Source organism: Pseudomonas sp. NFACC43, assembly GCF_900119645.1.
Taxonomy (GTDB): Bacteria; Pseudomonadota; Gammaproteobacteria; order Pseudomonadales; family Pseudomonadaceae; genus Aquipseudomonas.
Map to the genome: position 1 here is coordinate 149,236 of NZ_FPKK01000005.1, position 25,549 is coordinate 174,784.

A 25,549-nucleotide genomic window follows, 5' to 3' on the forward strand; every position below is an offset into this window, starting at 1 on the left:
TCATGTTCGCCACCAGCCTCACGCTCAACGACCTGCTGTTCCTGCTCGACGGCGCCTGGGTCACAGTGCAGTTGACCGCTTGGTCGATCCTGCTGGGCACCCTGGCCGGGCTGCTGTTCGGCCTGCTGCGCGCGCTGATGCCCCGAGCCAGCCTGCCGCTGGCCTGGGTGCTGGACGTGTTTCGCAGCGTGCCGTTGCTGATCCAGTTCGTGCTGTTCAACTCCCTCAAGAGCATCGCCGGCCTGGACCTCAGCGCGTTCGCAGTCGGCTGCATCGTGCTCGGGATCTACGCCGCGGCGTACTTCACCGAAATCGTGCGCGGCGGCGTGCTGGCGGTGCCCCTCAGCACTCGGCGGGCCAGCCGTTCACTGGGCCTGAGCTACCTGCAGGACCTGCGCTTCATCGTCCTGCCCATCGCCACGCGGGTCGCGTTTCCCGGCTGGCTGAACCTGGTGCTCGGGGTCATGAAAGACACCGCCCTGGTGATGTGGATCGGCATCGTCGAACTGCTGCGGGCCTCCCAGACCATCGTCACGCGCATTCAGGAACCCCTGCTGGTGCTGTGCATCGCGGGCCTCATCTACTACGTCATGAGCCTGGTGGTCGCCCGCCTTGGCGCACGCCTGGAAAAAAGGTGGCAGGAAAATGATTGAGATCGAAAACGTACACAAATCCTTCGGCCACCTGGAAGTGGTCAAGGGGGTGAGCCTGACGGTGGACAAAGGCGAAGTGGTGTCGATCATCGGCGGCTCGGGCTCCGGCAAGTCGACCTTGCTGATGTGCATCAACGGCCTGGAACCGATCCAGAAAGGCAGCATCCGCGTGGACGGCGTCGAGGTCCATGCCCCGTCCACCGACCTCAACCGCCTGCGGCGCAAGATCGGCATCGTCTTCCAGCAATGGAACGCCTTCCCCCACCTGACCGTGCTGGAAAACGTCATGCTGGCCCCGCGCAAGGTACTGGGCAAGAGCAGGCAGGACGCCGAGGCCCTGGCGGTTCGCCAACTCGAACACGTGGGCCTGGGGGACAAGCTCAAGACGTTTCCGGGCAAGCTTTCCGGCGGTCAGCAACAGCGCATGGCCATCGCCCGGGCCCTGGCCATGTCGCCGGACTACATGCTTTTCGACGAAGCCACCTCGGCCCTGGACCCGCAGCTGGTGGGTGAAGTGCTGGACACCATGCGCATGCTCGCCGAAGACGGCATGACCATGGTGCTGGTGACCCACGAAATCCGTTTTGCCCGGGACGTGTCCGACCGGGTGGCGTTCTTCTGCAACGGCCGGGTCCATGAAATCGGACCGCCGGACCAGGTGATCGGCAATCCGGTGCAGCCGGAGACGGCGGCGTTTCTCAAGTCGGTGAAATAGCGGATGGCCCTGTCGCGAGCGAGCTCGCTCCCACACTGTTTTGTGTACACGACAGCCCCCCCTTTTGGGAGCCAGCTTGCTCGCGATGAAACCCAGCCAGACAACACAAGGACTTGATCCATGCGCTCATCGAAAATCATCCATGTAGTCAGTTGCCACGCCGAAGGCGAAGTCGGCGATGTCATCGTCGGCGGCGTCGCCCCACCACCCGGTGCCACGGTGTGGGAGCAGTCACGCTGGATCGCCCGGGACCAGACCCTGCGCAACTTCGTCCTCAACGAGCCCCGTGGCGGTGTGTTCCGCCACGTCAACTTGCTGGTGCCGGCCAAGGACCCGCGGGCGCAGATGGCCTGGATCATCATGGAGCCGGCCGACACCCCGCCGATGTCCGGCTCCAACTCGCTGTGCGTCGCCACCGTGTTGCTGGACAGCGGCATCCTGCCCATGACCGAGCCCCAGACCCGCCTGGTACTGGAGGCCCCTGGCGGCCTGATCGAAGCGGTGGCCGACTGCCGCGACGGCAAGGTGCAACGGGTCGAGATCAAGAACGTGCCCTCCTTCGCCGACCGCCTCGATGCCTGGATCGAAGTCGAAGGCCTGGGCTCCCTGCAAGTGGACACCGCTTATGGCGGCGACAGCTTCGTCATCGTCGACGCCCAACGCCTGGGCTTTGCCATTCGCCCCGAGGAAGCCGCCGAGCTGGTGGCCGTGGGCTTGAAGATCACCCGCGCCGCCAACGAACAACTGGGCTTCGTGCACCCGTTGAATCCTGACTGGTCACACATCTCGTTCTGCCAGATCGCCGCGCCCATCGTCCAGGAGAACGGCATTGCCACTGGCGCCAACGCCGTGGTGATCCAGCCCGGCAAGATCGACCGCTCCCCCACCGGCACCGGCTGCTCGGCACGCATGGCGGTGCTGCACGCCAAGGGCTTGATGCAGGTGGGCGAGCGATTTATCGGCCGCTCGATCATCGGCTCCGAATTCCACTGCCGCATCGACTCACTGACCGACGTGGCCGGACGCCCGGCGATTTACCCGTGCATCGCCGGACGGGCATGGGTCACCGGGACCCATCAGCTGTTGCTCGACCCGGCCGATCCGTGGCCACAAGGCTATCGGCTTTCAGATACCTGGCCTGGCGCATGATTTTCCGATTGTGCAAGTCCTCTTGCCACATACCGCTAACCACCGGAGACAACCCATGAGCAAACGCATCAACTGGAGCGGCGTATTCCCCGCTGTCACCACTCAATTCAACGAAGACTTTTCCATCAACCTGGAAAAGACCCACCAAGTGATTTCCAATGTTATCCGCGACGGCGTATCCGGCCTGGTGGTGTGCGGCTCGGTGGGCGAGAACACCTCCCTGAGCGCCGAGGAGAAGATCGCCGTGACCGAAGTGGCGGTGGACGCCTCCCGTGGCCGGGTCCCGGTGATCTGCGGCGTAGCCGAGTTCACCAGCGTGCAGGCGGCCAAGGTCGCCAACGCGGTGCGCAAAGTCGGGGTCGACGGGGTGATGCTGATGCCGGCGCTGGTCTACGGCTCCAAGCCGTTCGAAACCGCCGAACACTTCCGCTATGTGGCCCGGCATGCCGACGTACCGCTGATGGTCTATAACAACCCGCCGATCTATAAGAACGACGTGACGCCGGACATCCTGATCTCCCTGGCCGACTGCGACAACGTGGTGTGCTTCAAGGATTCCTCCGGCGACACCAGGCGCTTCATCGATGTGCGCAATGAGGTGGGAGACCGCTTCGTGCTGTTCGCCGGCCTTGACGACGTGGTGCTGGAAAGCCTCGCCGTGGGTGCCGAAGGCTGGGTCTCGGGGATGTCCAATGTGTTCCCGAAGGAAGGCGAGACCATCTTCCGGCTGGCCCGCGCCGGACGCTTTGCCGAAGCGATGCCGATCTACGAGTGGCTGATGCCGATCCTGCACCTGGACGCCCGCGCCGACCTGGTGCAGTGCATCAAGCTGTGCGAAGCCATCGCCGGTCGCGGCAGCGCCCTCACCCGCCCACCGCGGCTGGCCTTGCCGGAAGAGGACCGGGTGTATGTGGAACAGATCATGGCCAAGGCCATGGCCAATCGGCCGGCGTTGCCGGATGTGGGGCTTTGACCCCGGGGCATGGCGCCAACTGGCGGTGACTGGGACGCCGCCATCGCGAGCAGGCTCGCTCCCACAGGGTTCTATGATGAATACACGATAGTGGGCGCATGGGACTCAAACTGTGGGGGCGAGCTTGCTCGCGATAGCGGTCGGCCTGAACCGGCTATGCTGGATATGCCGCCTTCATCGCGAGCAAGCTCGCTCCCACGATGTCTGTGGCGGACACCACAGGGAGACCGCCCATGAACTATTTCCTGGCCCAGGCCCTGAACAACCAATGGGCCAATCACCGGCTGCTCAGCACCTGCGCGCAGTTGAGCGAGGCTGACTATGCCGCGCCGCGCACGGGATTCTTCCCGTCCATCCAAGCCACGCTTTGCCACATCCTGGAAGTGGACCGCTATTACCTCACCGCCCTGGAAGGCGACCGAGACGGCCAGATAAAGGATTTCTCCGAAACCCTGGCCTTTGCCCCACTGGTGCATAAGCAGACCCAGACCGACCAGCGGCTGGTGGCGTTCTGCGAAACCCTGCGGCAAACAGACCTCGCCCGCTGCGTCGACCTGGTCCGGGCCGACGGTATCGTGCGCGAACGAATCGACCGGCTGCTGTTGCACCTGTTCGAACATCAGATTCATCATCGTGGGCAGGTCCACACCATGCTCAGCGCCACCCATGTCGAGCCGCCACAACTCGATGAGTTCTTTCTCGATTGCGACCGCCCCTTGCGCAAGGACGAGGAACAGCGGCTTCAGCTCGATGAACGGCGGGTCTGGCGCGCTTACTTGCCGGGTTGAACCGCCCCCACAGGAGACCTTGCCATGAACGTTATCCTTCGCTGCATCGGTTTGGCGTCGATGCTGATGGCCACGGCAGCACTCGCTCACCACGGCTGGAGCGAATATGACGCCAGCACCCCCTTGGAACTCGACGGCACCATCAAGGAATCCGGTTACTCCCATCCCCACGGCTACGTGCGCCTGCAAACCACCGACAAAACCTGGACCGTCGTGCTGGCCCCGCCGTCGCGCATGGAGAATCGGGGCCTGACCAAAGACAGGCTCAAAGCGGGTAACCGGGCCACCGTGGTCGGCTATGCAAACCGCAACAAACCCGACGAATTGCGCGCCGAACGCATCACCATCGACGGCAAGACCACCGAGTTGCGCTGATGCAGGCCTCCCCGGCGGGTGCGACCCAAGGCTGGATGGACCAACTGGCGGATTCATCCCTGGCGGTGGCCATGCGCGGCGAGCTGTGGCTCTACCCGCTGGTGGAAGTCGTGCACATCATCGGCTTTTCGGTGCTGGTGGGCGCGGTGGTGATGTTCGACCTGCGCATCCTGGGGTTGTCCAAGGGCATCGCCGTGACCGCCCTGGCCCGTCATCTGCTGACCTGGGCCCTTGCGGCCCTGCTGCTCATCGTGCCTGCCGGGCTGATGATGTTCAGCGCGCACCCCCATGACTTTGCCGGCAACGACGTCTTCGTCCTCAAACTCTGCCTGATCGCGACGGCGGGCCTCAACGCCCTGGTGTTCCACGTTGGAACCTACCGCGGCGTCCAGCAATGGAATATCGGCCACAAGGCACCCGGCCTGGCCAGAATCCAGGCACTGCTGTCCATGGCGCTATGGTTCGCGGTGATCTGCTGTGGCCGGCTGCTGGCCTATACCTGAAAAAAGGCGATGGCCACTCCGACCATCGCCAAATCGCCCCACCTCAGGCGCCCTCAGATCCGTGCGGGTGACACGATGATCTTCACGTTGTGCTCCTTGTTGTTGACCAGTTCCTCGAAGCCCTGCCCAACGATCTGCTCCAACTTGATACGTCCGGTCACCAGGGGCGAGATGTCCAGGCGTCCGTCGGCGATAAAGGCGATCACGTCGGCGAACTCGCCGTTGTAGGCCAGCGCCCCGAGCACCTGCTTCTCGGTGGAGACCAGTTCAAAGAAGTTGAATGAACTCGGCTCCTCGAAGATCCCCACCAGGACGCATTTGCCGGCCTTGCGGATCAGGTCGATGGCCAGCTTGGCGGTGTGCTTGTTGCCGATGCACTCGAAGCTGACGTCTGCCCCCAGGCCGGCGGTCAACCGCCGCACTTCGGCCAGGGCGTCGCATTCGTTAGGATCGATCACGTGGCTGGCCCCGACTTCCAGGGCCTTGGCCTTGCGGGCGCTGGACATTTCCAGGGCAATCACCTGGGCCGCGCCGGCAGCCTTGGCACACATGATGGTGCACAAGCCGATGGTTCCGGCGCCGACCACCACCACGTTCTGCCCCAACAGGCTGCCAGCCTTTTTCACCGCGTGCATGCCCACCGCCAGCGGTTCGATCAGCGCACCGGCCTCGGCCGGGAATCCGGCGGGCAGCTTGTACAGCAGGTTGGCGGGAACATTGACCAGCTCGGCGAATGCGCCGTTGTTCATCAACCCGGTGAAGGCCAGGTTTTCACAGATGTTGTAGAGCCCATGGGTGCAGTAATAGCAGGTGCCGCAATGCTGGCAGGCATCGGCCGCCACCGGTTCGCCGACACTGAAACCCTCCACACCGGCCCCCAGTTCGACGATTTCGCCGCAGAACTCGTGGCCAAGGATGCACTGGCCCTTGATACCGGTCAGCGGATGCGGTGCATCCACCGGGATGAACACCGGCCCGGCCACGTATTCGTGCAGGTCGGAGCCACAGATACCGCACCACTGCACCCGAATCTGCACCCAGCCGGCGGGCGGCGAAACCGGCAACGGTACGTCCTCGACGCGGATATCGTTGCGACCGTGCCAGACGGCGGCGCGCATGCTGCGGGCAGGCGTGATTGAAACATTCATGATAGTGCCTCCAAGGCTTGGGGCGACGACCCGGTCGGCGCCCGCTTGATCAGTTCTGTTGAACGAATTCGAGAATCAGCCGGTTGACCTGCTCGGCCGCTTCCATCTGCACCATGTGGCCCTGCCCGGCGAGCACCTCGACCCGCGCCGCCAGCCCTTCGCTGTGGGCCGCCGGAATGATTGCGTCGTCGCTACCCCAGATCACCAGGGTCGGTACATGGCCGGCCTGCACCACTTCGCGCAGGTCCACCTGCTGGCGGCCGTCGGCGAACAGCGTCGCCGACAGTTGCCGCAGGGCGGCGTCCACGCCTTCCAGGCGCTTGTACTTGAGCATGTCGTCGAGCATCTGCCGCGTGACCAGCTCGGCATTGGAGAACAGTTGCACCAGTGGCGGCTTGAGGGCGTTGCGGTTGGCCGCCTCGACGAAGCCCTGCAGGTAGCTGCCATTGATCTGCGTGCCCAGCCCGGCGCTGCCGATCAAGGTCAAGGACCGTATCCGCTGGGGCATCAGGCGCGCGGCATTCAACGACACCGCCCCACCCATGGAATGGCCCACCAGATGCACAGCATTGATATCCAGGTGATCGAGCAAGGCCAGCACCACGCCGCTCAGCTCGTCCAGGTCGCCACGTTGCAGGGTTTTCGACGATTCGCCATGGCCCGGCAGGTCCAGGGCAATGACCCGACGCCCGACGGCCAGTGCTTCATGGTTGAACAGCCAGTTGTTCAAGTCGCCGCCAAAACCATGCACCAGCACCAACGGCACACCGCCCTCGCCGCGTTCGAAATAGCGAATCACCCGTCCGTCCAATTCGACTTTCTGAGGTGCCGGACCGCTGTCTTCATCGGCTGCGTCACCGGGCACGAAGCTGGATTGGAACTGCTCGATGACCGCGTCGATCTCGGCGTCGCTGGCCTCGCCTTCCACGACGATGCCGAGCAAGGCGCCCACCGGCAGGGTTTCGTCCTGGCGGGCGACTTGCCGGCGCAACACACCGCCAAACGGGGCCTCGACACTGCTGGAGATCTTGTCGGTCTCCACGTCCAGCACCTCGTCGCCCTTGGTGATGGCCTGGCCCTCTTCCTTGAGCCAGGCATCGACCCGGCCCTCGGTCATCGACAGCCCCCACTTGGGCATGGTCAGGGTATGAATCTGGCTCATCAGCGCTTGCTCCACTCGATCACATTGAGCACGGCGCTCTCGATCTTCGCCGCATCGGGGATGTACAGGTCTTCCAGGGCATCGGAGAACGGCACCGGAGTGTGGGGCGCGGTGACCATTTCAATCGGCGCCTTGAGCGCCCCGAAGGCTTTTTGCGCCACCAGTGCCGAGATATCGGTGGCCATGGAGCATCGCGGGTTGGCCTCGTCGATGACCACCAGCCGCCCGGTCTTTTCCACGCTTTCCAGGATGCTGTCCTCGTCCATCGGGCTGGTGGTGCGCAGGTCGATGACTTCGCAGTCGATACCCCGCCCCGCCAGGCTGCGGGCCGCATCCATGGCGATATTCACCGTGCGGCCATAGGAGACCAGGGTCACGTCCTTGCCATCGCGCAGGAAATTGGCTTCGCCAAAGGGAATGGTATAGAGCTCTTGCGGCACCTCGCCCTGCATGCCGTACAGCAATTTGTGCTCGCAGAAGATCACCGGGTCGTTGTCGCGAATCGCCTGGATCAGCAGCCCCTTGGCGTCGTAGGGTGATGACGGGCAGACCACCTTCAGCCCCGGGATATGCGTCCACAGCGAGGTGAGCATCTGCGAGTGCTGGGCCGCGGCGCGCAGGCCGGCACCCACCATGGTGCGGATCACCAGGGGCGTGGAGGCCTTGCCGCCGAACATGTAGCGAAACTTCGCCGCCTGGTTGAGGATCTGGTCCAGGCAGCAACCGGCGAAGTCGACGAACATCAGTTCGCACACTGGCCGCACGCCGCAGGTGGCGGCACCGACGGCGGCGCCGACATAGCCGATTTCCGACAGCGGGGTATCCAGCACGCGTCCGGGAAACTGGTCGTAAAGCCCCTTGGTGACGCCGAGCACTCCGCCCCAGGCGTCGTTTTCACCGGGCGCACCGGCGCCGCCGGCCACGTCCTCGCCCATGATGAAGACACTGGCGTCGCGACGCATTTCCTGGGCCAGGGCCTCGTTGATTGCCTGCTGGTAGCTGATTTTTCTCGCCATGATGGGATTCTCTATTCTTGTTTTGAGGAAGGCGTTCAGGGATAGGAGACGTACACGTCGGTGAGCAGGTCCGCGGCCGTGGGCTTGGGATCGGACTTGGCCTTGTACACCGCGTTCTCGATCAGCAGCTCCACTTCCTTGTCGATCTGGTCCAACTGCTCTGCCGACAGCAAGCCGGCCCGGGTGGTGCGCTCGCGGAACTGCATCAGGCAGTCCTGGTTTTCGCGAAAATGCTTGACCTCATCGGGTGCCCGATAAGTCTGGGCATCGCCCTCGAAGTGCCCGTAGTAACGGGTCAGCTTGACCTCGATCAGCGACGGTCCTTCCCCGGCCCGGGCCCGCTCGATGGCGGCCCCGGCGGCTTCGTGCACGGCAAAGAAGTCAAAGCCGTCCACGGTCACGCCCGGCATCCCGAACCCGGCCGCGCGGTCGGCGATGTGATCGCAGGCCACCGACCAGTTGGACGCGGTGGCTTCGGCATAGCCGTTGTTTTCCGCGATGAACAGGCACGGCAGGTTCCACACCGACGCCATGTTCATGGCTTCGAACACCGCGCCCTCGTTGGAGCCGCCATCGCCGAAGAACACCACGGCGACGCTGTCGGTGCCCTTGAGCCGGGCCGCCAGCGCCGCGCCCACCACCAGGGGCGCGCCGGCACCGACGATGCCATTGGCGCCGAGCATGCCTTTCTCGAAATCAGCGATGTGCATCGAGCCGCCCTTGCCTTGGCAGACGCCGGTTTTCTTGCCGTAGATCTCGGCCATCATCCCGTAGACGTCCACGCCCTTGGCGATGCAATGGCCATGGCCACGGTGATTGGAGGCGATGCAATCGTCATCGCCCAGGTGGGCCATGACCCCGGCGGCCGAGGCTTCTTCGCCGGCATACAGGTGGACGAACCCAGGGATCTCGCCCGTGGCGAATTCCACGTGCAGGCGCTCTTCGAAGGCGCGGATGGTGCGCATGACCTGGTAGGCGTGCAGCAATTGATCGTGGGTGAGGGTTGTCGACATTTTTATTCTCCAGGGGTGTCTTGAAGGTTTTGGGGGTGTTGCGGGTGTTCGCGGCCGATGGCCAGCAGACGGTGCTGCGCGGCGTAGGCCAGCACCGCATTGACATCGATACTCAGCGGGCCGCCGGCATCGAGGGTGACCGTGGGCCGGTCGTTGACGTTGAATTCGATTTCCCGTTCGCCATCCAGGGCCAGGGTGCCGCTGGACAGCGACAGCCCGTGGGCAATGCCAGGCTCCAGCGGGCCGGCGGCCAGTACGCCGCAGCCCTGCAGCAGACCGGGAGCCAGCGGTACCAGCAGCGCCTCGGGCGATTGCGGGTCCAGGCGCATCCAGGCCCCTCCCGGCGCCTGGCGCGACACCGGGAACCACAGGCCGCACAGCGCCGACAAGCCCACGGACTGCGGCTCGGCGAAGGTCACGAAGACCTCGGCCAGGTCCGCCGCCCGGCTGATGGCCCGGGCGCCGACAAACCGCAGCGGCGACACAGCCACATCCACCAGGGCGACTTCCCGCAGGCCACGCTGGGCCTCGCAGACCAGAAGCCGCTTGTTGCGGCGCAAGCCGATCTGCGCGGGGATCCGGCCGCTGGCGTACAGGCCGCCGGCCAACCCGGCGGTGGTCGCCTCGCGCAGCTCGGGGAATGCATTGTTGGTACCGGTGGACAGGGTCAGCAGGGGGATGTCTCCCACGTGCGCCGCCACCGCCTTGTGGGTGCCGTCGCCGCCGAGTACGGCGATCAACGCCACTCCCCGCTCGGCCATCAGGCGCGCGGCATTGCGCGTATCCTCGACCGTCTGGCGCAGGGTCAGGTCGAGGAACTCCAGGGCCGGCCAGTGGCTGCCACGGGCCTGCCGGCCATGACTGTTCTTCAGTACGGCGGCGGCGATGCCGGTCATGTCGGTGGGCATCAGCACCTGCTGGATGCCGGTGGCACCGAAGGCCGCCAGCAGGCGCTGGATCACCGAGACCTTGTCGGTGCTGGAAAACAACCCGGCATTGGCGGTCAGGCGACGCACGTCCCGACCCGAAGCGGGATTGGCGATGATGCCTACGGTCAGGGGCGGCCGGTTCATGGCGCCACCCCGTTGCGGGCAGGAAAAGAACCTGAGCGATAACCCATGCGAACCTCGTTTTTATTATTGGAAGACCCGTCGGGCGGGTTGAAGGGGATAGAGCAAGGGCGGTGCCAGAACCGCGCAGAAGCGGCGAGACAGGCGAGCCAGAGCGGCCGGCTTCGGATCAGCCCGGCCACGGATCCGGTCTGGGTGAGACGTGGCATGTCAGCCTGCACGAGCCAGCCGTGAGACTGTGAGACGTGGCGTCTCACAGCGGGCCTGTCGTCCGTCGTGCTTGTCTGCGCCAGGGGAACGGCGCTTAATGAGCGCACAACGATAAGAAGCTGAACCGGAGGCCCGTATGCTTTCCGCTCACTCCCGGGCGCATGTGGATTGCGTCAGCCGCGTGGTGAAGAACGCGGACCAGTTGCCCCAACGTCCCGTCCCGGACCTGATCCTCGATTCCTGGCGCCGCTCCATGGAGCAACACCACCTGGACCCTGGCTCGCTGCAGGGTCCGCGCATCCTGTCCGAGGACGTGCTCCGGCAGTGTCGCGAGCGCTCGGAGCTGTTTCTCAACATCGCCAGTGAAGAAGTGACCCGCCTTCACGGCCGGGTGCGCGATGCCGACTACTGCGTGCTGCTGACCGATGCCCAAGGCCAGACCATCGACTACCGGGTGGAAACCACGATCCGCAACGACTGCCGCAAGGCCGGGTTGTACCTGGGGACCTGCTGGTCGGAAGGCGAAGAAGGCACCTGCGGCGTAGCGGCGGTGCTCACCGCCCGGGCCCCGGTGACCGTGCACAAGCGCGACCATTTCCGAGCCGCATTCATTGGCCTGACCTGTTCCGCCGCGCCGGTATTCGATCCCCAGGGAGAACTGCTCGGGGTGCTGGATGTGTCGGCGGTGCGCTCACCGGATGATCGCCGTTCCCAACACCTGATCCGCCAGATGGTGGTGCAGAGCGCCCGGGAAATCGAACAGGCGTTTTTCATGAGCAGCGCCCAGGGCTACTGGGTGTTGCGGGCTCATCACAACGCCGGCTATGTCGACAGCCAGCCCGATTTCCTGTTCGCCTGGGACGACGACGGTTGCCTGCAGGCCCTCAACCCCGCCGCCCGCCAGTATCTGCTGCAACACTACGGCCAACTGCCGCAGCACATCAGCCAGGTCTTCGATCAGCAGCAATTGCACCGCGCCCGTGACGAAAGCCTTTACCCACTCGATCATGCCCTGCATGGCCGCCTGAGTGCGCCCCGCCATCGGGCGGTTCCGCGACCCAGGGTGGCGATGGCTCCTTCCGAGCTGGATCCGCGCCTGGCCGACAGCCTGCGCCTGGCGGTGCGCGTCAAGGATCGCAACCTGCCGGTGTTGATCCAGGGTGAAACCGGTTCCGGCAAGGAGGTCTTCGCCCGTCAGTTGCACCAGGCCAGCCAGCGCCGAGAGCGCCCCTTCGTGGCATTGAACTGCGCGGCGATCCCTGAAAGCCTGATCGAGAGCGAACTGTTCGGGTATGTCGCCGGGGCGTTCACCGGCGCCTCGGCCAGGGGCATGCAGGGCCTGCTGGAACAGGCCGATGGCGGCACGCTGTTCCTCGACGAAATCGGTGACATGCCCCTGGCCTTGCAGACCCGCCTGTTGCGGGTGCTGGCCGAAGGTGAAGTGGCGCCCCTGGGGGCCTCGCGGCGCAGGGCCGTGGACATCCAGGTGATCTGCGCCACCCACCGCGACCTGGAAACCCTGGTGGCTGCCGGCGAGTTTCGCGAAGACTTGTATTTCCGCCTCGGAGGCGCCCGCTTCCAGCTTCCGCCGTTACGCGAACGCACCGACCGGCTGGCGCTGATCAATCGCATTCTCGAAGAAGAATCGATGCGCTGCTCAGGCTTGCTGCAGCAGTTGAGCGGCCCGGCCCTGGAATGCCTGCTCGGCTATCACTGGCCGGGCAACATCCGCCAGTTGCGCCATGTGCTGCGCTACGCCTGCGCGGTATGCGAGGCCAGCGTGATTTTGCTCAGCCACCTGCCCGAGTCGTTGCAGGGCCCGGGCGCTATGGCCGATACGCCGGAACCGGTGGCCTGTGCGCAGCGCCAGGCCTTGCTCGACGCGCTGGTGCGTCATCGCTGGAAGCCCACCGCCGCGGCCCGTGCCCTGGGCATTTCCCGGGCCACCCTCTATCGACGGGTGCACCAGCATGGCATCGAGATGCCCGGCAGAAGCCCGGCATGAATCCATTCGCGACACCGCCTAGCGTTGCGCCAGTTCATGGCGCACGCATTGCTCGTAATAGGTCTGCTTGACCGCGGCCGGCTTGAGGCGCGAAGCGCTGTTGTAGGTCTGCTCGGTAATGCCCAGGGCCGTCATGCGCATCCACGGCCGGGGAAACTTGCGCACCTGCAGTTTTTTCCGGGCGCCGTAAAGGGTGATCCCGGACAGCTTCGAGGCCTGGGCCCCGGCCGCGATATCCGAACCCCAGCGGCACACCGACAGCTGGTTTTTCGTCAACGCCCTGGCCTGGGCTTCGAGCGAGACGATCGCCAGAAGAAATGTCGCCACGACCCACATAGAAATGCGCATAGATTTGTCGCCCAACGTTCTGAAATAGAAGAAGTTTGACGACCTTGCCATGAGCAAGGGGCCAGTATTCGGCCGAAGCGGTTCATGGTGACTGCACGCCTGGGGGGCTGCCAAACCAGCCGTTTCTGCTGCCTGGCGCCTGAGCGCGACACATCACCCAAACAACTGTAGATTAGATCTATAACTTATTGAAAATAATGGAAATTTATTAAAAAAGACGACCCTCTCAGAGGCCGTCTTTTTTCTATAAATAACTTTATGTTTTAAAAACAAGATATTGAAATATAACGACTTTACATAGAAAGGCCTCAAGCCTGACGCCCCATGGCAAGGGAGCACGCTCCCTCGCCACGGCTCACTGGCCTGCCTTCGCCTCTTGCAACAGTTGCTGGATCACCTGCTCCTGCTCACCATAACGCCCTTCGCCAAAATGGCTGTAACGCACCTGGCCCTTGGCATCGATGAAATAGTGGGCGGGCCAGTACTGGTTGTTGAAGGCGCGCCAGATCGCATACTGGTTGTCGATAGCCACCGGGTACTGGATATCCAGCTTGCGCACCTGCTGGCGCACGTTGTCGATGATTTTCTCGTAACCATATTCCGGTGTGTGGACGCCGATCACCACCAATCCGTCCTTCTCATACTTTTTCGCCCAGCCGTTCACATAAGGCAGCGTGTGCTGACAGTTGATGCAGTCATAGGTCCAGAAATCCACCAGCACTACCTTGCCGCGCAAGGACTCGCTGCTCAGCGCAGGCGAGTTCAGCCACTGCACCGCGCCGTCCAGCGAAGGCATGGCCCCCTGGGATTGAAGGTTCGGCATGGGTGCGGCGTTGGCCTTGCTGACCACGTAGTCGATCGCCTTGGGCACGTTCTCCAAAAGGCCTTTCTCCAGAGTGGCTGCGCCCTGGGAGGACGTATTGGCCAGCAGACGATCATCGACACCCGTGCCAATCGCCACGGCAGCCAGCAACACCACGGCTCCGGTGCCGCGGCGCAACCAGGTCGTCACCGGGAGGGAGAGCTTGAGGCGTCCCACCAGCCCGCGTCCGGCGAGGATCAGCACACCCAGGGACAAGGCGCTGCCCAGGCCGTAAGCCAGCAATAACAGGCTGGTCTGCGCATTGGCGCCTTGCAGCATGGCCCCGGTCAGGATCACGCCGAGTACCGGACCGGCGCACGGCGCCCAGAGCAATCCGGTGGCCACCCCGATGAACACGGACGCCAGCGGCCCGGCCACCTGCCCGGCACCGGCATCGATGCGATTGCCCAGGTTCACCAACGGCCGCGCCAACCAGGTGCCGACCCGGCTGAACATCAGCGACAAGGCGAACAGCACCATCACCCCGAGGGCCACTTGGCGGCCGACGCTGCTGGCGCGCAGTACCCACTCACTGCTGACCACCGCCAGGCTCGACACCAAGGCGAAGGTCAACACCATGCCGCCCAGGGTCAGCAATACCGAACTGCGGGACCGGTCGGCACGGGCGAACAGAAACGGGACGACCGGAAGAATACAGGGGCTGAGGATCGTCAGGATCCCGCCAAGAAAAGCGATCAGAAGCATGGCATCACCTAATAATGGATGAACGGATAAGCAGCCAGGTCGGATCAATCAACCGGACATGATGTGGCCTGCGGGGCTGCGCAACAGCCCCTGGAGAGGCCTGAAACAGCGTTGCGCAGCCCCAAGGCCCGTGGCGATCCAGTGACATGAATCCAGTTGCAACAAACGGTTGGAGAGCATTCCTGATCTTTTTCATCAGTTTTCGTTATTGCAGTTTTCGGAAATTTTGCGGTAGTCCAACGCCTGCTTGTGGCCCGCTGAGTCCAGGTAGGTCATCCGGGCGTTCACCACACCGCAGGTCGGGTTGGCGTCTTCGGTGAGCGACAGCACCTTCTGGATATCCAGGTGGGAGCCGTAGGCGTAGGTTTGCGCCGGAACATTGCTTTCGGCTCGGGCCGACAAGGTGCAGATGTTCAGTGCGGCGAAAAGACAGGCGGCGTAGATGGCTTTGGTGTTCATGGTGCGTTCCTCGATTCGTTCAATGGGCTGACTTGTGTCGAGGCTCGTGGTGTCGCCTCGTTGGAAGCCATTGAATGCCACCGAGGTATCGCGCCTGTATCGAGCCAGGCGGCTTTTTGCATCGCTGTGTATCCGTCGCGCGCCAGATACACTGCAATACAAACCGTCGCGAGCCAGGCCGGCCGGTGTCTGTAGACTGACCACCAACGAAACGCCATAAGGGGCTGTACACCATGGATCATGTCGACCATGTGTTGATCGTGGATGACGATCGCGAGATCAGAGAGCTGGTGGGCAACTACCTGAAGAAGAACGGCCTGCGTACCACCGTCGTCGCCGACGGCCGGCAGATGCGCACCTTTCTGGAAACCACCCCGGTGGACCTGATCGTGCTGGATATCATGATGCCGGGCGACGACGGGCTGGTGCTGTGCCGGGAGCTGCGTGCCGGCAAGCACAAGGCCACGCCGGTGCTGATGCTCACCGCGCGCAACGACGAGACCGACCGCATCATCGGCCTGGAAATGGGGGCCGACGATTACCTGGTCAAACCCTTCGCCGCCCGGGAGTTGCTGGCCCGCATCAACGCGGTGCTGCGCCGTACCCGCATGCTGCCCCCCAACCTGGTGGTGACCGAAAGCGGGCGCCTGCTGGCGTTCGGTCGTTGGCGCCTGGACACCACGGCCCGCCATCTGCTCGATACTGACGGCACCATGGTCGCCCTGAGCGGCGCCGAATACCGGTTGTTGCGGGTGTTCCTCGACCATCCGCAGCGAGTGCTCAACCGTGACCAGTTGCTCAACCTGACCCAGGGCCGGGATGCCGACCTGTTCGATCGCTCCATCGACCTGCTGGTCAGCCGGCTGCGCCAGCGCCTGCTGGACGATGCCCGCGAGCCGGCCTACATCAAGACCGTGCGCAGCGAAGGCTATGTGTTTTCGCTGCCGGTCGAGATCCTCGAGGTTTCGGCATGAACCTGTCATTGCGCTGGCCGCGGACCCTCGCGTCGAGGCTGTCGCTGATCTTCCTGATCGGCCTGATCCTGGCCCAGGGCCTGTCTTTCGGTGTCCAGTACTACGAACGCTACCAGAGCGCCAAGACCACCATGCTCGGCAACCTGGAAACCGACGTTTCGACCTCGGTCGCCATCCTCGATCGCCTGCCCGCTGCCGAGCGTCCGGCCTGGCTGCCCCGCCTCACCCGGCGCAACTACAACTACCTGCTCGATGAAGGCCTGCCCGGCCAGCCCATGGTCCCGGAAGACGCACCGATATCGGTCAGCTCGATCCAGGACGCCATCGGCCAGGCCTATGCGCTGACCTTCACCGACATTCCCGGCCCGCAAAAGCACTACCAGGCCCATCTGCGCCTGGGCGACGGCAGCCCGCTGACCATCGACGTCCGTCCGGCCATGACGCCCCTGTCTCCCTGGCTGCCGGTGGTGTTGCTGGGGCAGCTGGCATTGTTGATCGGCTGCACCTGGCTGGCCGTGCGCATTGCCGTCAGGCCCTTGACCCGCCTGTCCCAGGCCGTGGAAACCCTTGACCCCAACGCCCACGGCGCGCGCCTGGACGAAAAAGGCCCGACCGAAGTGGTCCATGCCGCCAAGGCGTTCAATGCCATGCAGGAGCGCATCGCCGCTTACCTGAAAGAGCGCATGCAACTGCTGGCGGCGATTTCCCACGACTTGCAGACGCCCATCACCCGCATGAAGCTGCGCGCGGAGTTCATGGACGATGGCATCGAAAAGGACAAGCTGTGGAGCGACCTGGGCGAAATGGAACACCTGGTGCGCGAAGGCGTCGCCTACGCCCGCAGCATCCATGGCGCTACAGAAGCCAGTTGCCGCATAAACCTGGATGCGTTCCTCGACAGCCTGGTGTTCGACTACCAGGACACCGGCAAGGACGTTCAATTGTCGGGCAAGAACGCCGCCGTCATCGACACCCGCCCCCACGCCCTGCGCCGGGTGTTGGTCAACCTGGTGGACAACGCACTGAAATTCGGCGGCTCGGCGCAGATCCACGTGCAATTGACCGGCAATGGCCAACTGGCGATCCAGGTCCTGGATCGTGGCCCCGGCATCAGCGAGCACGAATTGAGCGAGGTGCTCAAGCCGTTCTACCGCGTGGAAAGCTCGCGCAACCGGGAAACCGGCGGAACGGGCCTGGGATTGGCTATCGCCCAGCAACTGGCGATCGCCATGGGCGGTTCGCTGACCTTGAGCAATCGCGAGGGCGGCGGCTTGTGCGCCGAGCTGCGCTTGAGCCGCGAAACCGCTCCGGCCAGCTGAACGCCCACAAGGCCTGGCATCCGGGTTTGTATGCCAATGTGTCTGCCGTCGCCGGGCACACACGAACTTGCAATCCCCCGCGTTCCCGACACAACCCGCTTACACCCGCTTGAAAGACTCCCCGAGCCCCGGCCACTGAAAGGGTCGGGAACCACACCTCAAGGAGTCTTGCCATGCCTGCCACCACCACGCCATCCACCCTGCGTTTCCAGGGTCGCTTCCCGATCTTTGCCTGCTCTGACTTCAAGGGCGTCCCCACGAGCGACGGGTACGTACTGCCGTTTGGCCTGACCTGCGCCACCACCATCATCCGCCTGGTCGGCACGCCGGGCCGGGCCAACACGCGTGCCCAACCTCTGCAACACGCAGCGTAATCGGGGAGATCGTCATGTATCCAAGCATCCTTAAAGCCCTGCCCACTCGTCTCGATCACGCCGGAGCATGGCTTGCGCCACTGGGCCTGCGCCTGTTCCTGGCTTGGGAGTTCTTCGAGTCCGGCCTGGAAAAATGGAACGGTACGAACTGGTTCAGCGAAATCCAGTCCGCCTTCCCATTTCCCTTCGACCAGTTGCCCGCCAGCTGGAACTGGGAGCTGTCGATGTGGGCCGAACTGCTCTGCGCCATCGCCCTGCTGATCGGCCTGAGCACCCGTCTATCGGCGCTGGTACTGATTATCGTCACCGTGGTGGCCACCGCCGCCGTGCATTGGCCCGCGGACTGGTCAAGCCTCAGCGAGCTGGCCCAGGGCTATGCGATCACCAATAAAGGCCATGGCAACTTCAAGCTCCCATTGATCTACCTGGTGGCGTTGATGCCGCTGCTGTTGCAGGGGGCGGGGAAACTGAGCGTGGATGCGCTGCTACAGACTGGCCTGAACCGTCGAAACGACGCCTGAAAACAAACCTTGTGGGAACGAGCTTGCTCGCGATGGCGGCGTATCGGTCACGGTTGATGGCGACCCGTTGGCATCGCGAGCAAGCTCACTTCTTACAGGGTTTGCGTTTCAATCGGCGGCGAGTGTCTTGCGCCCACCACACCTTCCTCTCCCATGCGCTTGAGCAGCGCCAAGGCGCTGTCCATGAATTCGAAGGCATTCGCCCCCGCTTCTTCGGCCAGTCCCAGCAATTGCGCCCGTGCCTTCAGTTCCGGAAATTGCTCGATACGCTGCAACAACCGCCAGGCCAAGGGGCTGAGTTCAGAAAAGCGCACGTCGAGCCCAGGGGTACGCCTGACCAACAGCAAGGTTGGCTGGGATGGCGGTGTCGACGGCTGGTAATCCGGCGCCAGGCGATGCACCGGCCATTCATACGCCAACGGCCAGGCCAGGGGCGAAAGCTGCAAGGGCCGGTCGAGGCACAACGTTTCGTCATCGTTGGGCAAGGCTTGGGCCGGCGATTGCAACAGTGCCATTTCGACCCACTCGTAATGCGCCAGGTCAGCCATGAACGGCGGTTCCTCGGACACCGGCCGGGCCGACAGATAGTCCACGAACTCCCTGGCGATCTCTGCGAACCTGGGCGTGACGCAGCGATGCTCGCGCAGGAAGCGGCGTACACAGGCACGCCAGCGGTCCTGCCCCAGCACGCTCACCAGCACCGGAAAGGTGCCACTGAGTAACGAGCGCATGTTCTCGAAGATCAGGTCGCGATAGACCTGGGCCCGCTCCACGTCCATGCCGGACGGGACCGGACACCGCTCCGGATCGCGCAGGTAGCCGGTCAATGCCTGCTGCTGTTGGTGCAGGGTCTGCCGGAGTTCAGCCATGGATCACCGCCTGCCGGTCGGCGGTTTGCCGCTGCAACTGGCGGATGATCTGCAATTCGGCTACCAGCGCGGCGTAGGGTGGGAAGTTGAAATCCCGTTCGAGCAAGGTCGGCTGGATGCCGAAACGCGCATAGGCCCTGGCCAGCAGCGTCCAGACCACCGGCTTGACCGGCGCGCCGTGGCTGTCGATTTTCAGTGTGTCGGATTCGTCGTAATGCCCGGCCACATGCATCGCCACCACCCGCCCGGGATCCAGGCCGTCCAGGAATGCGCAGGGATCGAAACCGTGATTGACCGAATTGACATAGACGTTGTTGACGTCGAGCAACAGGTCGCAATCCGCCTCGCGCAGCACTGCCTGGGTGAATTCCAGCTCGCTCATGTCCTGGTGGGGGGCGGCGTAGTAAGACACATTTTCCACCGCCAGGCGTCGCCCCAGGACATCCTGGGCCTGTCTTATGCGGGCCGCGACGTGATGCACCGCCTCCTCGGTGAAGGGCAGCGGCAGCAGGTCATACAGATGCCCGTCATCGCCGCAGTAGCTCAGGTGCTCGCTGTACAGCGGCACATCGAAGCGCTCCAGGAAACCGCGCACCTGGGCGAGAAACGCCAGGTCCAGCGGAGCCGGCCCGCCCAGGGACAGCGACAGGCCATGGCAGGACAGTGGAAAACGCTCGGCCAACCCATGCAAAGCGGCGCCATGGGCGCCGCCGATGCCGATCCAGTTTTCCGGCGCGACCTCCAGGAAGTCGAAATCACCGGCAGGCGCCTCGCGCAGTTCATCGAGCAAGGCCCGGCGCAAGCCCAGGCCGACAGAGGTCTGGGGGAATGAAGCACCAGCGGCAGGACGGTTGAAGCTATGGCAAAACTCTCGGGACATGGCACATCTCCTTGAAAAACAAGAGAGGGAGAGCCACGACGGATGGGGGCACGTCGCCACCGACCTGTGGCGAGGAGCGTCAACCCCTCGCCACACAAACACGCCTGCCCCATTCATGTGCCAGTCGGGGCTCCCCAAAGGCGGAGGATCAGGACTCGATTGCCGCCCCGCACTTGCCCTCGCCGCATTTGCCTTCGGCGCTCTTGGCCTGGGCCGACAGGTATTGCTTGGCTTCCGGCAGGGATATGCCGCCGTCGTGGTTGGCGTCGATCTTGTCGAACTCGGCCGCGCGCTCCGGTGCGGCGGCGATGAACTCGTCCCGCGAGACCTTGCCATCGTGGTTGGTATCGGTCTTGGCGAACTTGTCTTCGCCGCACTTGCCTTCGGCAGGTTTCTTCACCGTATCGGCCGCTGCCAGGGTATAGCCCTGGGCCAGGTCGTTCATGGTCAGGGCAGAAGCCGCCGAGGACAGGCCAAGGCCACCGACCAGGGCCAGGCCGAGTGCCAGGGACGAATTGCGCGAGAAGTTGAGCATGGGGTATTTCCTCCAGGGATTCGATCGCCAGTCACCGGCACCGCGTATGGGTCCCGGCTGGCTGGCGTAGTTAATCGTCGGTGTGTATCCGGCCTGTGTCCCGGACCCGCCCCTTCGTCAAGCAGATGTATCCGCCCTGCCCCGGTACACACTGAGATACACGCCCGGCCCTGGCACCCGCCCCGGAAAAAATCTAAACCTTGCGCGGCCTGTGTCGGTCAAGTCTGTAAGCACGCCAACCGCTGCACGCCGCTCCAAGCGGCTCGCGGCCTGAAACGAGGGACAGACATGAGCATGACCGTCGGTGATTTTCTGGTGGAACGTCTTTACGAATGGGGGGTTCGCCGGATCTACGGCTATCCGGGCGATGGCATCAACGGCGTCTTTGGCGCGTTGAACCGGGCCAACGGGAAAATCCGTTTCATCCAGGCCCGACACGAAGAAATGGCAGCCTTCATGGCCTGTGCCCACGCCAAGTTCACCGGCGAGCTGGGGGTATGCATCGCCACCTCGGGGCCTGGCGCGTCCCACCTGGTGACCGGACTCTACGACGCCCGAATGGATCACATGCCGGTGCTCGCCATTTGCGGCCAGCAGGCCCGCGCCGCCCTGGGCGGGCATTACCAGCAGGAACTGGACCTGGTCAGCCTGTTCAAGGATGTCGCCGGGGCGTTCGTGCAGCAAGCCAGCGTACCCGCCCAGGTCCGCCATCTGGTGGACCGCGCCGTGCGCACGGCCGTGGGCGAGCGCCGGGTCACGGCGTTGATCCTGCCCAACGACCTCCAGGAGATGCCCTACGCGGCGCCAGCCCACAAGCATGGCACCGTGCATTCCGGCGTCGGCTATCGCAAACCCAGGGTCGTGCCCTACGAAGAAGACTTGCGCAAGGCCGCCGATGTGCTGAACGCCGGCAAGAAAGTCGCCATCCTGGTGGGCGCCGGAGCGCTGCAGGCCACCGATGAAGTGATCGCCATCGCCGAGAAACTCGGTGCCGGCGTGGCCAAGGCCCTGCTGGGCAAGGCGGCGGTGCCGGACGACCTGCCCTGGGTCACCGGCTCCATCGGCCTGCTCGGGACCGAGCCCAGCGACAACCTGATGGCCGGTTGCGACACATTGCTGATGATCGGCTCCGGCTTCCCCTACGCCGAGTTCCTGCCGCCCGAGGGCCAGGCCCGGGGCGTGCAGATCGACATTCAGGCGGACATGCTCAGCCTGCGCTACCCCATGGAAGTCAACCTGCACGGCGACAGCGCCGATACCCTGCGGGCCCTGCTGCCACTGATCGAAGAGAAGACCGACCGCAGTTGGCGCGAGAAAATCGAGCACTGGCGCCAGCGCTGGGACCAGACCCTGGAGAAGCGCGCCCTGGTCAGCGCCAAGCCGATCAATCCGCAGCGGGTCACATTCGAACTGTCGCCCCGGCTGCCGGATCGCGCCATTGTCACCTGCGACTCAGGCTCCTGCGCCAACTGGTATGCCCGGGACCTCCATATCCGTCGCGACATGATGTGCTCGTTGTCCGGCGGCCTGGCGTCCATGGGCGCCGCCGTGCCTTATGCCATCGCCGCGAAATTCTGCCATCCGGACCGACCGGTGATCGCCCTGGTGGGAGACGGCGCGATGCAGATGAACAACATGGCGGAACTGATCACCGTGGCCAAGTACTGGCGGACCTGGGGCAATGGCGCCTGGGTCTGTGCGGTGTTCAACAACCGGGACCTGAACCAGGTGACCTGGGAACAGCGGGTCATGGAGGGCGACCCCAAGTTCGAAGCCTCCCAGGACATTCCCGACGTGCCCTACCACCTGTTCGCCGAATCCATTGGCCTCAAAGGCATCCTGGTACTGCATGAGGATGATGTGGCCGGCGCCTGGGAAGCCGCACTGGCGGCGGATCGCCCGGTACTGATCGAATTTCGCACCGACCCCGACGTCCCGCCGCTGCCTCCCCATATCAAGTTGGAACAGGCGAAGAAATTCGCCAGCACCCTGCTCCAGGGCGATCCGAACGAGGCAGGCATCCTGGCGCAGACGGCCAAGCAGGTGCTGAGCGGGCTCCTGCCGGGGCACCGCAAGGACAAGCAATAGCGCCAAGCGCTCGCGCAGCGCGCAATCCGCGGCTGTACATCGGCTGTCGGGCAATTAAGTTAATTGTCCGACAGCCGATACAAAGTCGTGCGGGATATTTCGCGTTTTGCCGATGGCTTGTTTATGACTGAAGATGCTGGTGACCATTCCACCGACCTGTCCCCGGGGCTGCCGACCCGTAGCTTCACCCGACGCACCTTCCCGGCCATCATGCTCCTGCTGTTTGTCATGTCCGCCCTGGCGATTGGCGTGCTGCTCAACATCACTCAGAACCAGGATGAGCGCGCCCGGGAACAGAGCCTGTTCTTCGCCCAGCGGGCCATCGAGGGGATCCGCACCGCAATTGCACGTGACCTGAGTGACTACTCCAAGTGGAGCGACGCCTACCGGCACCTGCATGTGACGGTGGATAAGGAGTGGGCCTACGACCAGGAGAACGTTGGTAGCAGCGTTTATTCGCTTTACGGCTACCAGGCGGTATTCGTCGTGTCCCCGAGCGGGAAAACCGTGTATTCGGTGATCGACGGGAAAATGGACGAGGTCGATGCCGATACCTGGCTGGCCGGTGACCTGCGAGGGCTTGCGAAACTTGCCAGGGCCCCGGAAAACCACGATGAGGTCGTGGTCAAGTTGTTGCATCACAACAATGCGCCGGCATTCGTCGCCGCCTCGGCCATCACCATCGGCACCGACAACAGCGTGCCCGAGATACCAGGGCCGCCCAGCCTGCTGTTATTCGTGAAAGTCCTGGACGCGGCTTCCCTACAGGCCCTGGCCCGGGATTTTGCCTTGCCCGATGCGTTCATCACCGCAACCCAGGGGCCGCAGGGCACCGCCCAGCTAGCCCTTGATGACCAGGCCCTTGACGGCCAAGGCCAGGAAGCCCTCGCCTGGCGACCGGCCACTCCCGGCCACGACCTGCGCAAGGTCTTGCTGCCGCTGCTGATCGTGGCGTTGCTGATCCTGGGGATCCTGGCGCTCGCCGTGTTGCGGCATGCGCTGATGATGCTCCGTGCCCAGCAGCGCCAGTACGACAGCCTGCTGGCCCACCGCAAGGCCCTGGAGCGCAGCGAAGAACGCTTCCGGGACATTGCCGAAGTGTCGTCCGACTGGCTATGGGAGGTAGACGCCAAAGGGACATTGACCTACCTCTCGGAACGCTTCGAACAGGTGACCGGTTTCAGTCCCGGCGAATGGCTGGGTAAACCCTTGCACAGGCTGCTGCATCCACACGGCGGCAGCATTTCCATCGCCCAATGGTTACTGGGCGGCGCCAGCAGCGGTTCGTCTTCCCCGCTGCTGTGCGAGTACACCGCGCGCAACCAGCGCATGCGTACCTGCAAGCTCTCGGTGCGGGCCATCGAAGCCGGCGCCCTGGGATTTCGCGGCACCGCCACCGATATCACCGATGAGCTGCGGGCACTGGCCCAGATCAAGCATCTGTCGCTGCACGACCCGCTGACCGGGCTCGCCAACCGCAACCGGTTGTTCGACTGCCTCAACGAACACCTGGATCCGGCAAGCGGCGTCCCGCTGGCCGTGTTGAACCTGGACATGGACCGATTCAAGCCGGTCAACGACTCCCTGGGGCATGCCGTGGGCGACAAGGTGCTCAGGGAAGTGGCGCATCTGCTTGTGCAGAACGTGCGCGGCACCGACCTGGTGGCTCGCCTGGGGGGCGATGAATTTGTCATCGTCATGCCTGAGCCGGGCGATTCGCAGGACCTTGAGCAACTGTGCGCGCGCCTGATCGACTGCATGCAGCGCCCCATGCACCTGGACGGCAATACCCTGTACCTGGGGGTGAGCATCGGCGTTGCCTGGGCGCAAGCCGGTGAAACCCGCGCCGACGAGCTGCTGCGACAGGCCGACATCGCCCTGTATGCGGCCAAGGCTGCCGGCCGCAACACCTGGCGCGTGTACGTGGAAGCGATGGGCAACGTGGCCCGGGACCGCCGCCGCTATGAGCAGCAATTGCGCGATGCCATGCACCACGGCCAGCTGGAGTTGCGCTACCTGCCCCGCTTCGATGTGAATGCCGAGCAGTTGCATGGGTTCGAAGCCCAGATGTTCTGGCACCATCCCGAAAAAGGTGAACTGAGCGGCAGCGACTTCATACCCGTCGCCGAAACGTCAGGCCAGTTGGAAGAGCTGGGGACGTGGATGCTGACCAATCTCTGTGAGGAAGCGGCAAGCTGGCCGACGCCGGTCAACGTGTCGCTGGCGGTTTCGCCCAAATGGTTCAGCAGCGGCTTCCTGCTCAACCAGGTGCAAACGGCCCTGGATACAAGCGGCCTGGCACCCCATCGACTGACCCTGGAAGTGGCCGAGGGCATCCTGCTGGTGGACCACAAGACTGTCGCCACGACCTTGCATGCCCTCAAGGATGTCGGTGTGCTGATCAACATCGACAAGTTCGGCACCAACATCGCCTCCCTGCGCGAAGTGCTGAACCAGCCGTTCGATGGCATCCGTTTCGATCGCAACATCCTCGCCCAGCTGGGCCTGGAGCACGACGAGGCCGGAGTCCTGGCGATGATCCGCCTCAGTCGCAGCGTCGGCCTGATGGTCACTGCCGAAGGCATCGAAAATGCCCGGCAATTCAGGCAACTATGCAGTGTGGCCTGCGACCACGTCCAAGGCCCCTATTTCGGCTCCGCCCTGGCCCGCTCGGAAATGGCCTCGTTCTTCACCACACCGCGCTGGCTGTAACCCTCCCACCGCTATCGCGAGCCAGCTCGCTCCCACAATGGGCTCTGTGGTGCATGCAAACGAACACCCCGCTTCCCTGTGGGAGCGAGCTTGCCCGCAATGACGCCAGCACAGCCCACCTCA

General features: G+C 63.9%; 25 protein-coding genes. 14 read left to right on the forward strand and 11 right to left on the reverse strand.

Annotated features, from left to right (window positions below; translation table 11 throughout):
* Window positions 1-2 precede the first annotated feature (2 nt).
* The 7 genes from BT179_RS11105 (at window position 3) to BT179_RS11135 (ending at window position 5,156) form a co-directional block, all read left to right on the forward strand.
* Window positions 3-653: an amino acid ABC transporter permease gene (locus BT179_RS11105; protein ID WP_072431049.1), complete on the forward strand. Its 651-nt coding sequence runs from the start codon at window positions 3-5 to the stop codon at window positions 651-653.
* Entirely contained in the window at window positions 646-1,368 is a 723-nt protein-coding gene (locus BT179_RS11110; protein ID WP_072391355.1) for an amino acid ABC transporter ATP-binding protein, read from the forward strand. Before BT179_RS11105 ends, BT179_RS11110 begins: the two co-directional genes overlap by 8 nt.
* 120 nt (window positions 1,369-1,488) lie before the next feature.
* Complete coding sequence (locus BT179_RS11115) at window positions 1,489-2,517, forward strand: trans-3-hydroxy-L-proline dehydratase (protein ID WP_072431050.1); 1,029 nt, start codon at window positions 1,489-1,491, stop codon at window positions 2,515-2,517.
* Window positions 2,518-2,572: 55 nt separating this feature from the next.
* On the forward strand, window positions 2,573-3,490 hold the full coding sequence (locus BT179_RS11120; protein WP_072431051.1) for a dihydrodipicolinate synthase family protein: 918 nt from the start codon (window positions 2,573-2,575) through the stop codon (window positions 3,488-3,490).
* 233 nt (window positions 3,491-3,723) lie between these two features.
* Window positions 3,724-4,278 (forward strand): DinB family protein, encoded by a 555-nt coding sequence (locus BT179_RS11125; RefSeq protein WP_072431052.1) that lies wholly within the window; start codon window positions 3,724-3,726, stop codon window positions 4,276-4,278.
* A 24-nt stretch (window positions 4,279-4,302) separates the two neighbouring features.
* Complete coding sequence (locus tag BT179_RS11130; protein ID WP_072391343.1) at window positions 4,303-4,653, forward strand: DUF6152 family protein; 351 nt, start codon at window positions 4,303-4,305, stop codon at window positions 4,651-4,653.
* On the forward strand, window positions 4,653-5,156 hold the full coding sequence (locus BT179_RS11135; protein ID WP_072391340.1) for a DUF6644 family protein: 504 nt from the start codon (window positions 4,653-4,655) through the stop codon (window positions 5,154-5,156). Before BT179_RS11130 ends, BT179_RS11135 begins: the two co-directional genes overlap by 1 nt.
* A 53-nt stretch (window positions 5,157-5,209) precedes the next feature.
* On the opposite strand, the gene BT179_RS11140 is transcribed toward BT179_RS11135, so the two are convergent.
* The 5 genes from BT179_RS11140 to BT179_RS11160 form a co-directional block, all read right to left on the reverse strand.
* Window positions 5,210-6,274, reverse strand: coding sequence for a 2,3-butanediol dehydrogenase (locus BT179_RS11140; RefSeq protein ID WP_256343838.1), 1,065 nt, complete (start codon window positions 6,272-6,274; stop codon window positions 5,210-5,212).
* Window positions 6,275-6,353: 79 nt separating this feature from the next.
* Entirely contained in the window at window positions 6,354-7,466 is a 1,113-nt protein-coding gene (locus BT179_RS11145) for an acetoin dehydrogenase dihydrolipoyllysine-residue acetyltransferase subunit (protein ID WP_072431054.1), read from the reverse strand.
* Window positions 7,466-8,482, reverse strand: coding sequence for an alpha-ketoacid dehydrogenase subunit beta (locus tag BT179_RS11150; RefSeq protein ID WP_072391330.1), 1,017 nt, complete (start codon window positions 8,480-8,482; stop codon window positions 7,466-7,468). The genes BT179_RS11145 and BT179_RS11150 overlap by 1 nt, the downstream gene beginning before the upstream one ends.
* A gap of 35 nt (window positions 8,483-8,517) precedes the next feature.
* Window positions 8,518-9,495 carry a thiamine pyrophosphate-dependent dehydrogenase E1 component subunit alpha gene (locus tag BT179_RS11155; protein ID WP_072391327.1) on the reverse strand — a complete coding sequence of 326 codons (978 nt, stop codon included), beginning with the start codon at window positions 9,493-9,495 and terminating at the stop codon, window positions 8,518-8,520.
* Between the two features lie 2 nt (window positions 9,496-9,497).
* Entirely contained in the window at window positions 9,498-10,568 is a 1,071-nt protein-coding gene (locus BT179_RS11160) for an ATP-NAD kinase family protein (RefSeq protein ID WP_072431055.1), read from the reverse strand.
* A gap of 343 nt (window positions 10,569-10,911) precedes the next feature.
* Here BT179_RS11160 and BT179_RS11165 point away from each other — a divergent pair, with 343 nt between their 5' ends.
* The gene (locus BT179_RS11165; RefSeq protein WP_072431056.1) at window positions 10,912-12,780 is read left to right on the forward strand and encodes a sigma-54-dependent Fis family transcriptional regulator; all 1,869 of its coding nucleotides are present in this window, start codon (window positions 10,912-10,914) and stop codon (window positions 12,778-12,780) included.
* Between the two features lie 18 nt (window positions 12,781-12,798).
* Here the strand turns inward: BT179_RS11165 and BT179_RS11170 are convergent, their stop codons facing one another.
* The 3 genes from BT179_RS11170 to BT179_RS11180 all read right to left on the reverse strand — a co-directional run bounded on the left by BT179_RS11170 (window position 12,799) and on the right by BT179_RS11180 (window position 15,154).
* Window positions 12,799-13,128 carry a hypothetical protein gene (locus tag BT179_RS11170; protein ID WP_072391317.1) on the reverse strand — a complete coding sequence of 110 codons (330 nt, stop codon included), beginning with the start codon at window positions 13,126-13,128 and terminating at the stop codon, window positions 12,799-12,801.
* A gap of 355 nt (window positions 13,129-13,483) precedes the next feature.
* On the reverse strand, window positions 13,484-14,695 hold the full coding sequence (locus BT179_RS11175) for a cytochrome c biogenesis protein DipZ (RefSeq protein WP_072391314.1): 1,212 nt from the start codon (window positions 14,693-14,695) through the stop codon (window positions 13,484-13,486).
* Between the two features lie 195 nt (window positions 14,696-14,890).
* The gene (locus BT179_RS11180) at window positions 14,891-15,154 is read right to left on the reverse strand and encodes a DUF2790 domain-containing protein (protein WP_072431057.1); all 264 of its coding nucleotides are present in this window, start codon (window positions 15,152-15,154) and stop codon (window positions 14,891-14,893) included.
* 233 nt (window positions 15,155-15,387) lie between these two features.
* Here BT179_RS11180 and BT179_RS11185 point away from each other — a divergent pair, with 233 nt between their 5' ends.
* From BT179_RS11185 to BT179_RS11200, 4 genes are all read left to right on the forward strand, one after another.
* Window positions 15,388-16,128 (forward strand): response regulator, encoded by a 741-nt coding sequence (locus BT179_RS11185; protein ID WP_072391308.1) that lies wholly within the window; start codon window positions 15,388-15,390, stop codon window positions 16,126-16,128.
* Window positions 16,125-17,447 carry an ATP-binding protein gene (locus BT179_RS11190; RefSeq protein WP_072431058.1) on the forward strand — a complete coding sequence of 441 codons (1,323 nt, stop codon included), beginning with the start codon at window positions 16,125-16,127 and terminating at the stop codon, window positions 17,445-17,447. The genes BT179_RS11185 and BT179_RS11190 overlap by 4 nt, the downstream gene beginning before the upstream one ends.
* 173 nt (window positions 17,448-17,620) lie before the next feature.
* Window positions 17,621-17,821 (forward strand): hypothetical protein, encoded by a 201-nt coding sequence (locus tag BT179_RS11195; RefSeq protein ID WP_072431059.1) that lies wholly within the window; start codon window positions 17,621-17,623, stop codon window positions 17,819-17,821.
* A 14-nt stretch (window positions 17,822-17,835) separates the two neighbouring features.
* Window positions 17,836-18,342 carry an HvfX family Cu-binding RiPP maturation protein gene (locus tag BT179_RS11200; protein ID WP_072431060.1) on the forward strand — a complete coding sequence of 169 codons (507 nt, stop codon included), beginning with the start codon at window positions 17,836-17,838 and terminating at the stop codon, window positions 18,340-18,342.
* A gap of 92 nt (window positions 18,343-18,434) precedes the next feature.
* Here the strand turns inward: BT179_RS11200 and BT179_RS11205 are convergent, their stop codons facing one another.
* From BT179_RS11205 to BT179_RS11215, 3 genes are all read right to left on the reverse strand, one after another.
* Window positions 18,435-19,211: an HvfC family RiPP maturation protein gene (locus tag BT179_RS11205; protein ID WP_072431061.1), complete on the reverse strand. Its 777-nt coding sequence runs from the start codon at window positions 19,209-19,211 to the stop codon at window positions 18,435-18,437.
* Window positions 19,204-20,091 carry an HvfB family MNIO-type RiPP peptide maturase gene (locus BT179_RS11210; protein ID WP_072431062.1) on the reverse strand — a complete coding sequence of 296 codons (888 nt, stop codon included), beginning with the start codon at window positions 20,089-20,091 and terminating at the stop codon, window positions 19,204-19,206. The genes BT179_RS11205 and BT179_RS11210 overlap by 8 nt, the downstream gene beginning before the upstream one ends.
* Before the next feature lie 148 nt (window positions 20,092-20,239).
* Complete coding sequence (locus BT179_RS11215; RefSeq protein WP_072431063.1) at window positions 20,240-20,626, reverse strand: EF-hand domain-containing protein; 387 nt, start codon at window positions 20,624-20,626, stop codon at window positions 20,240-20,242.
* Window positions 20,627-20,914: 288 nt separating this feature from the next.
* Between BT179_RS11215 and BT179_RS11220 the strand changes: the two genes are divergently transcribed.
* Both BT179_RS11220 and BT179_RS11225 read left to right on the forward strand, forming a co-directional pair.
* Window positions 20,915-22,714 carry a thiamine pyrophosphate-requiring protein gene (locus tag BT179_RS11220; protein ID WP_072431064.1) on the forward strand — a complete coding sequence of 600 codons (1,800 nt, stop codon included), beginning with the start codon at window positions 20,915-20,917 and terminating at the stop codon, window positions 22,712-22,714.
* 123 nt (window positions 22,715-22,837) lie between these two features.
* On the forward strand, window positions 22,838-25,426 hold the full coding sequence (locus tag BT179_RS11225; protein WP_072431065.1) for a bifunctional diguanylate cyclase/phosphodiesterase: 2,589 nt from the start codon (window positions 22,838-22,840) through the stop codon (window positions 25,424-25,426).
* The last annotated feature ends 123 nt before the right edge of the window (window positions 25,427-25,549 follow it).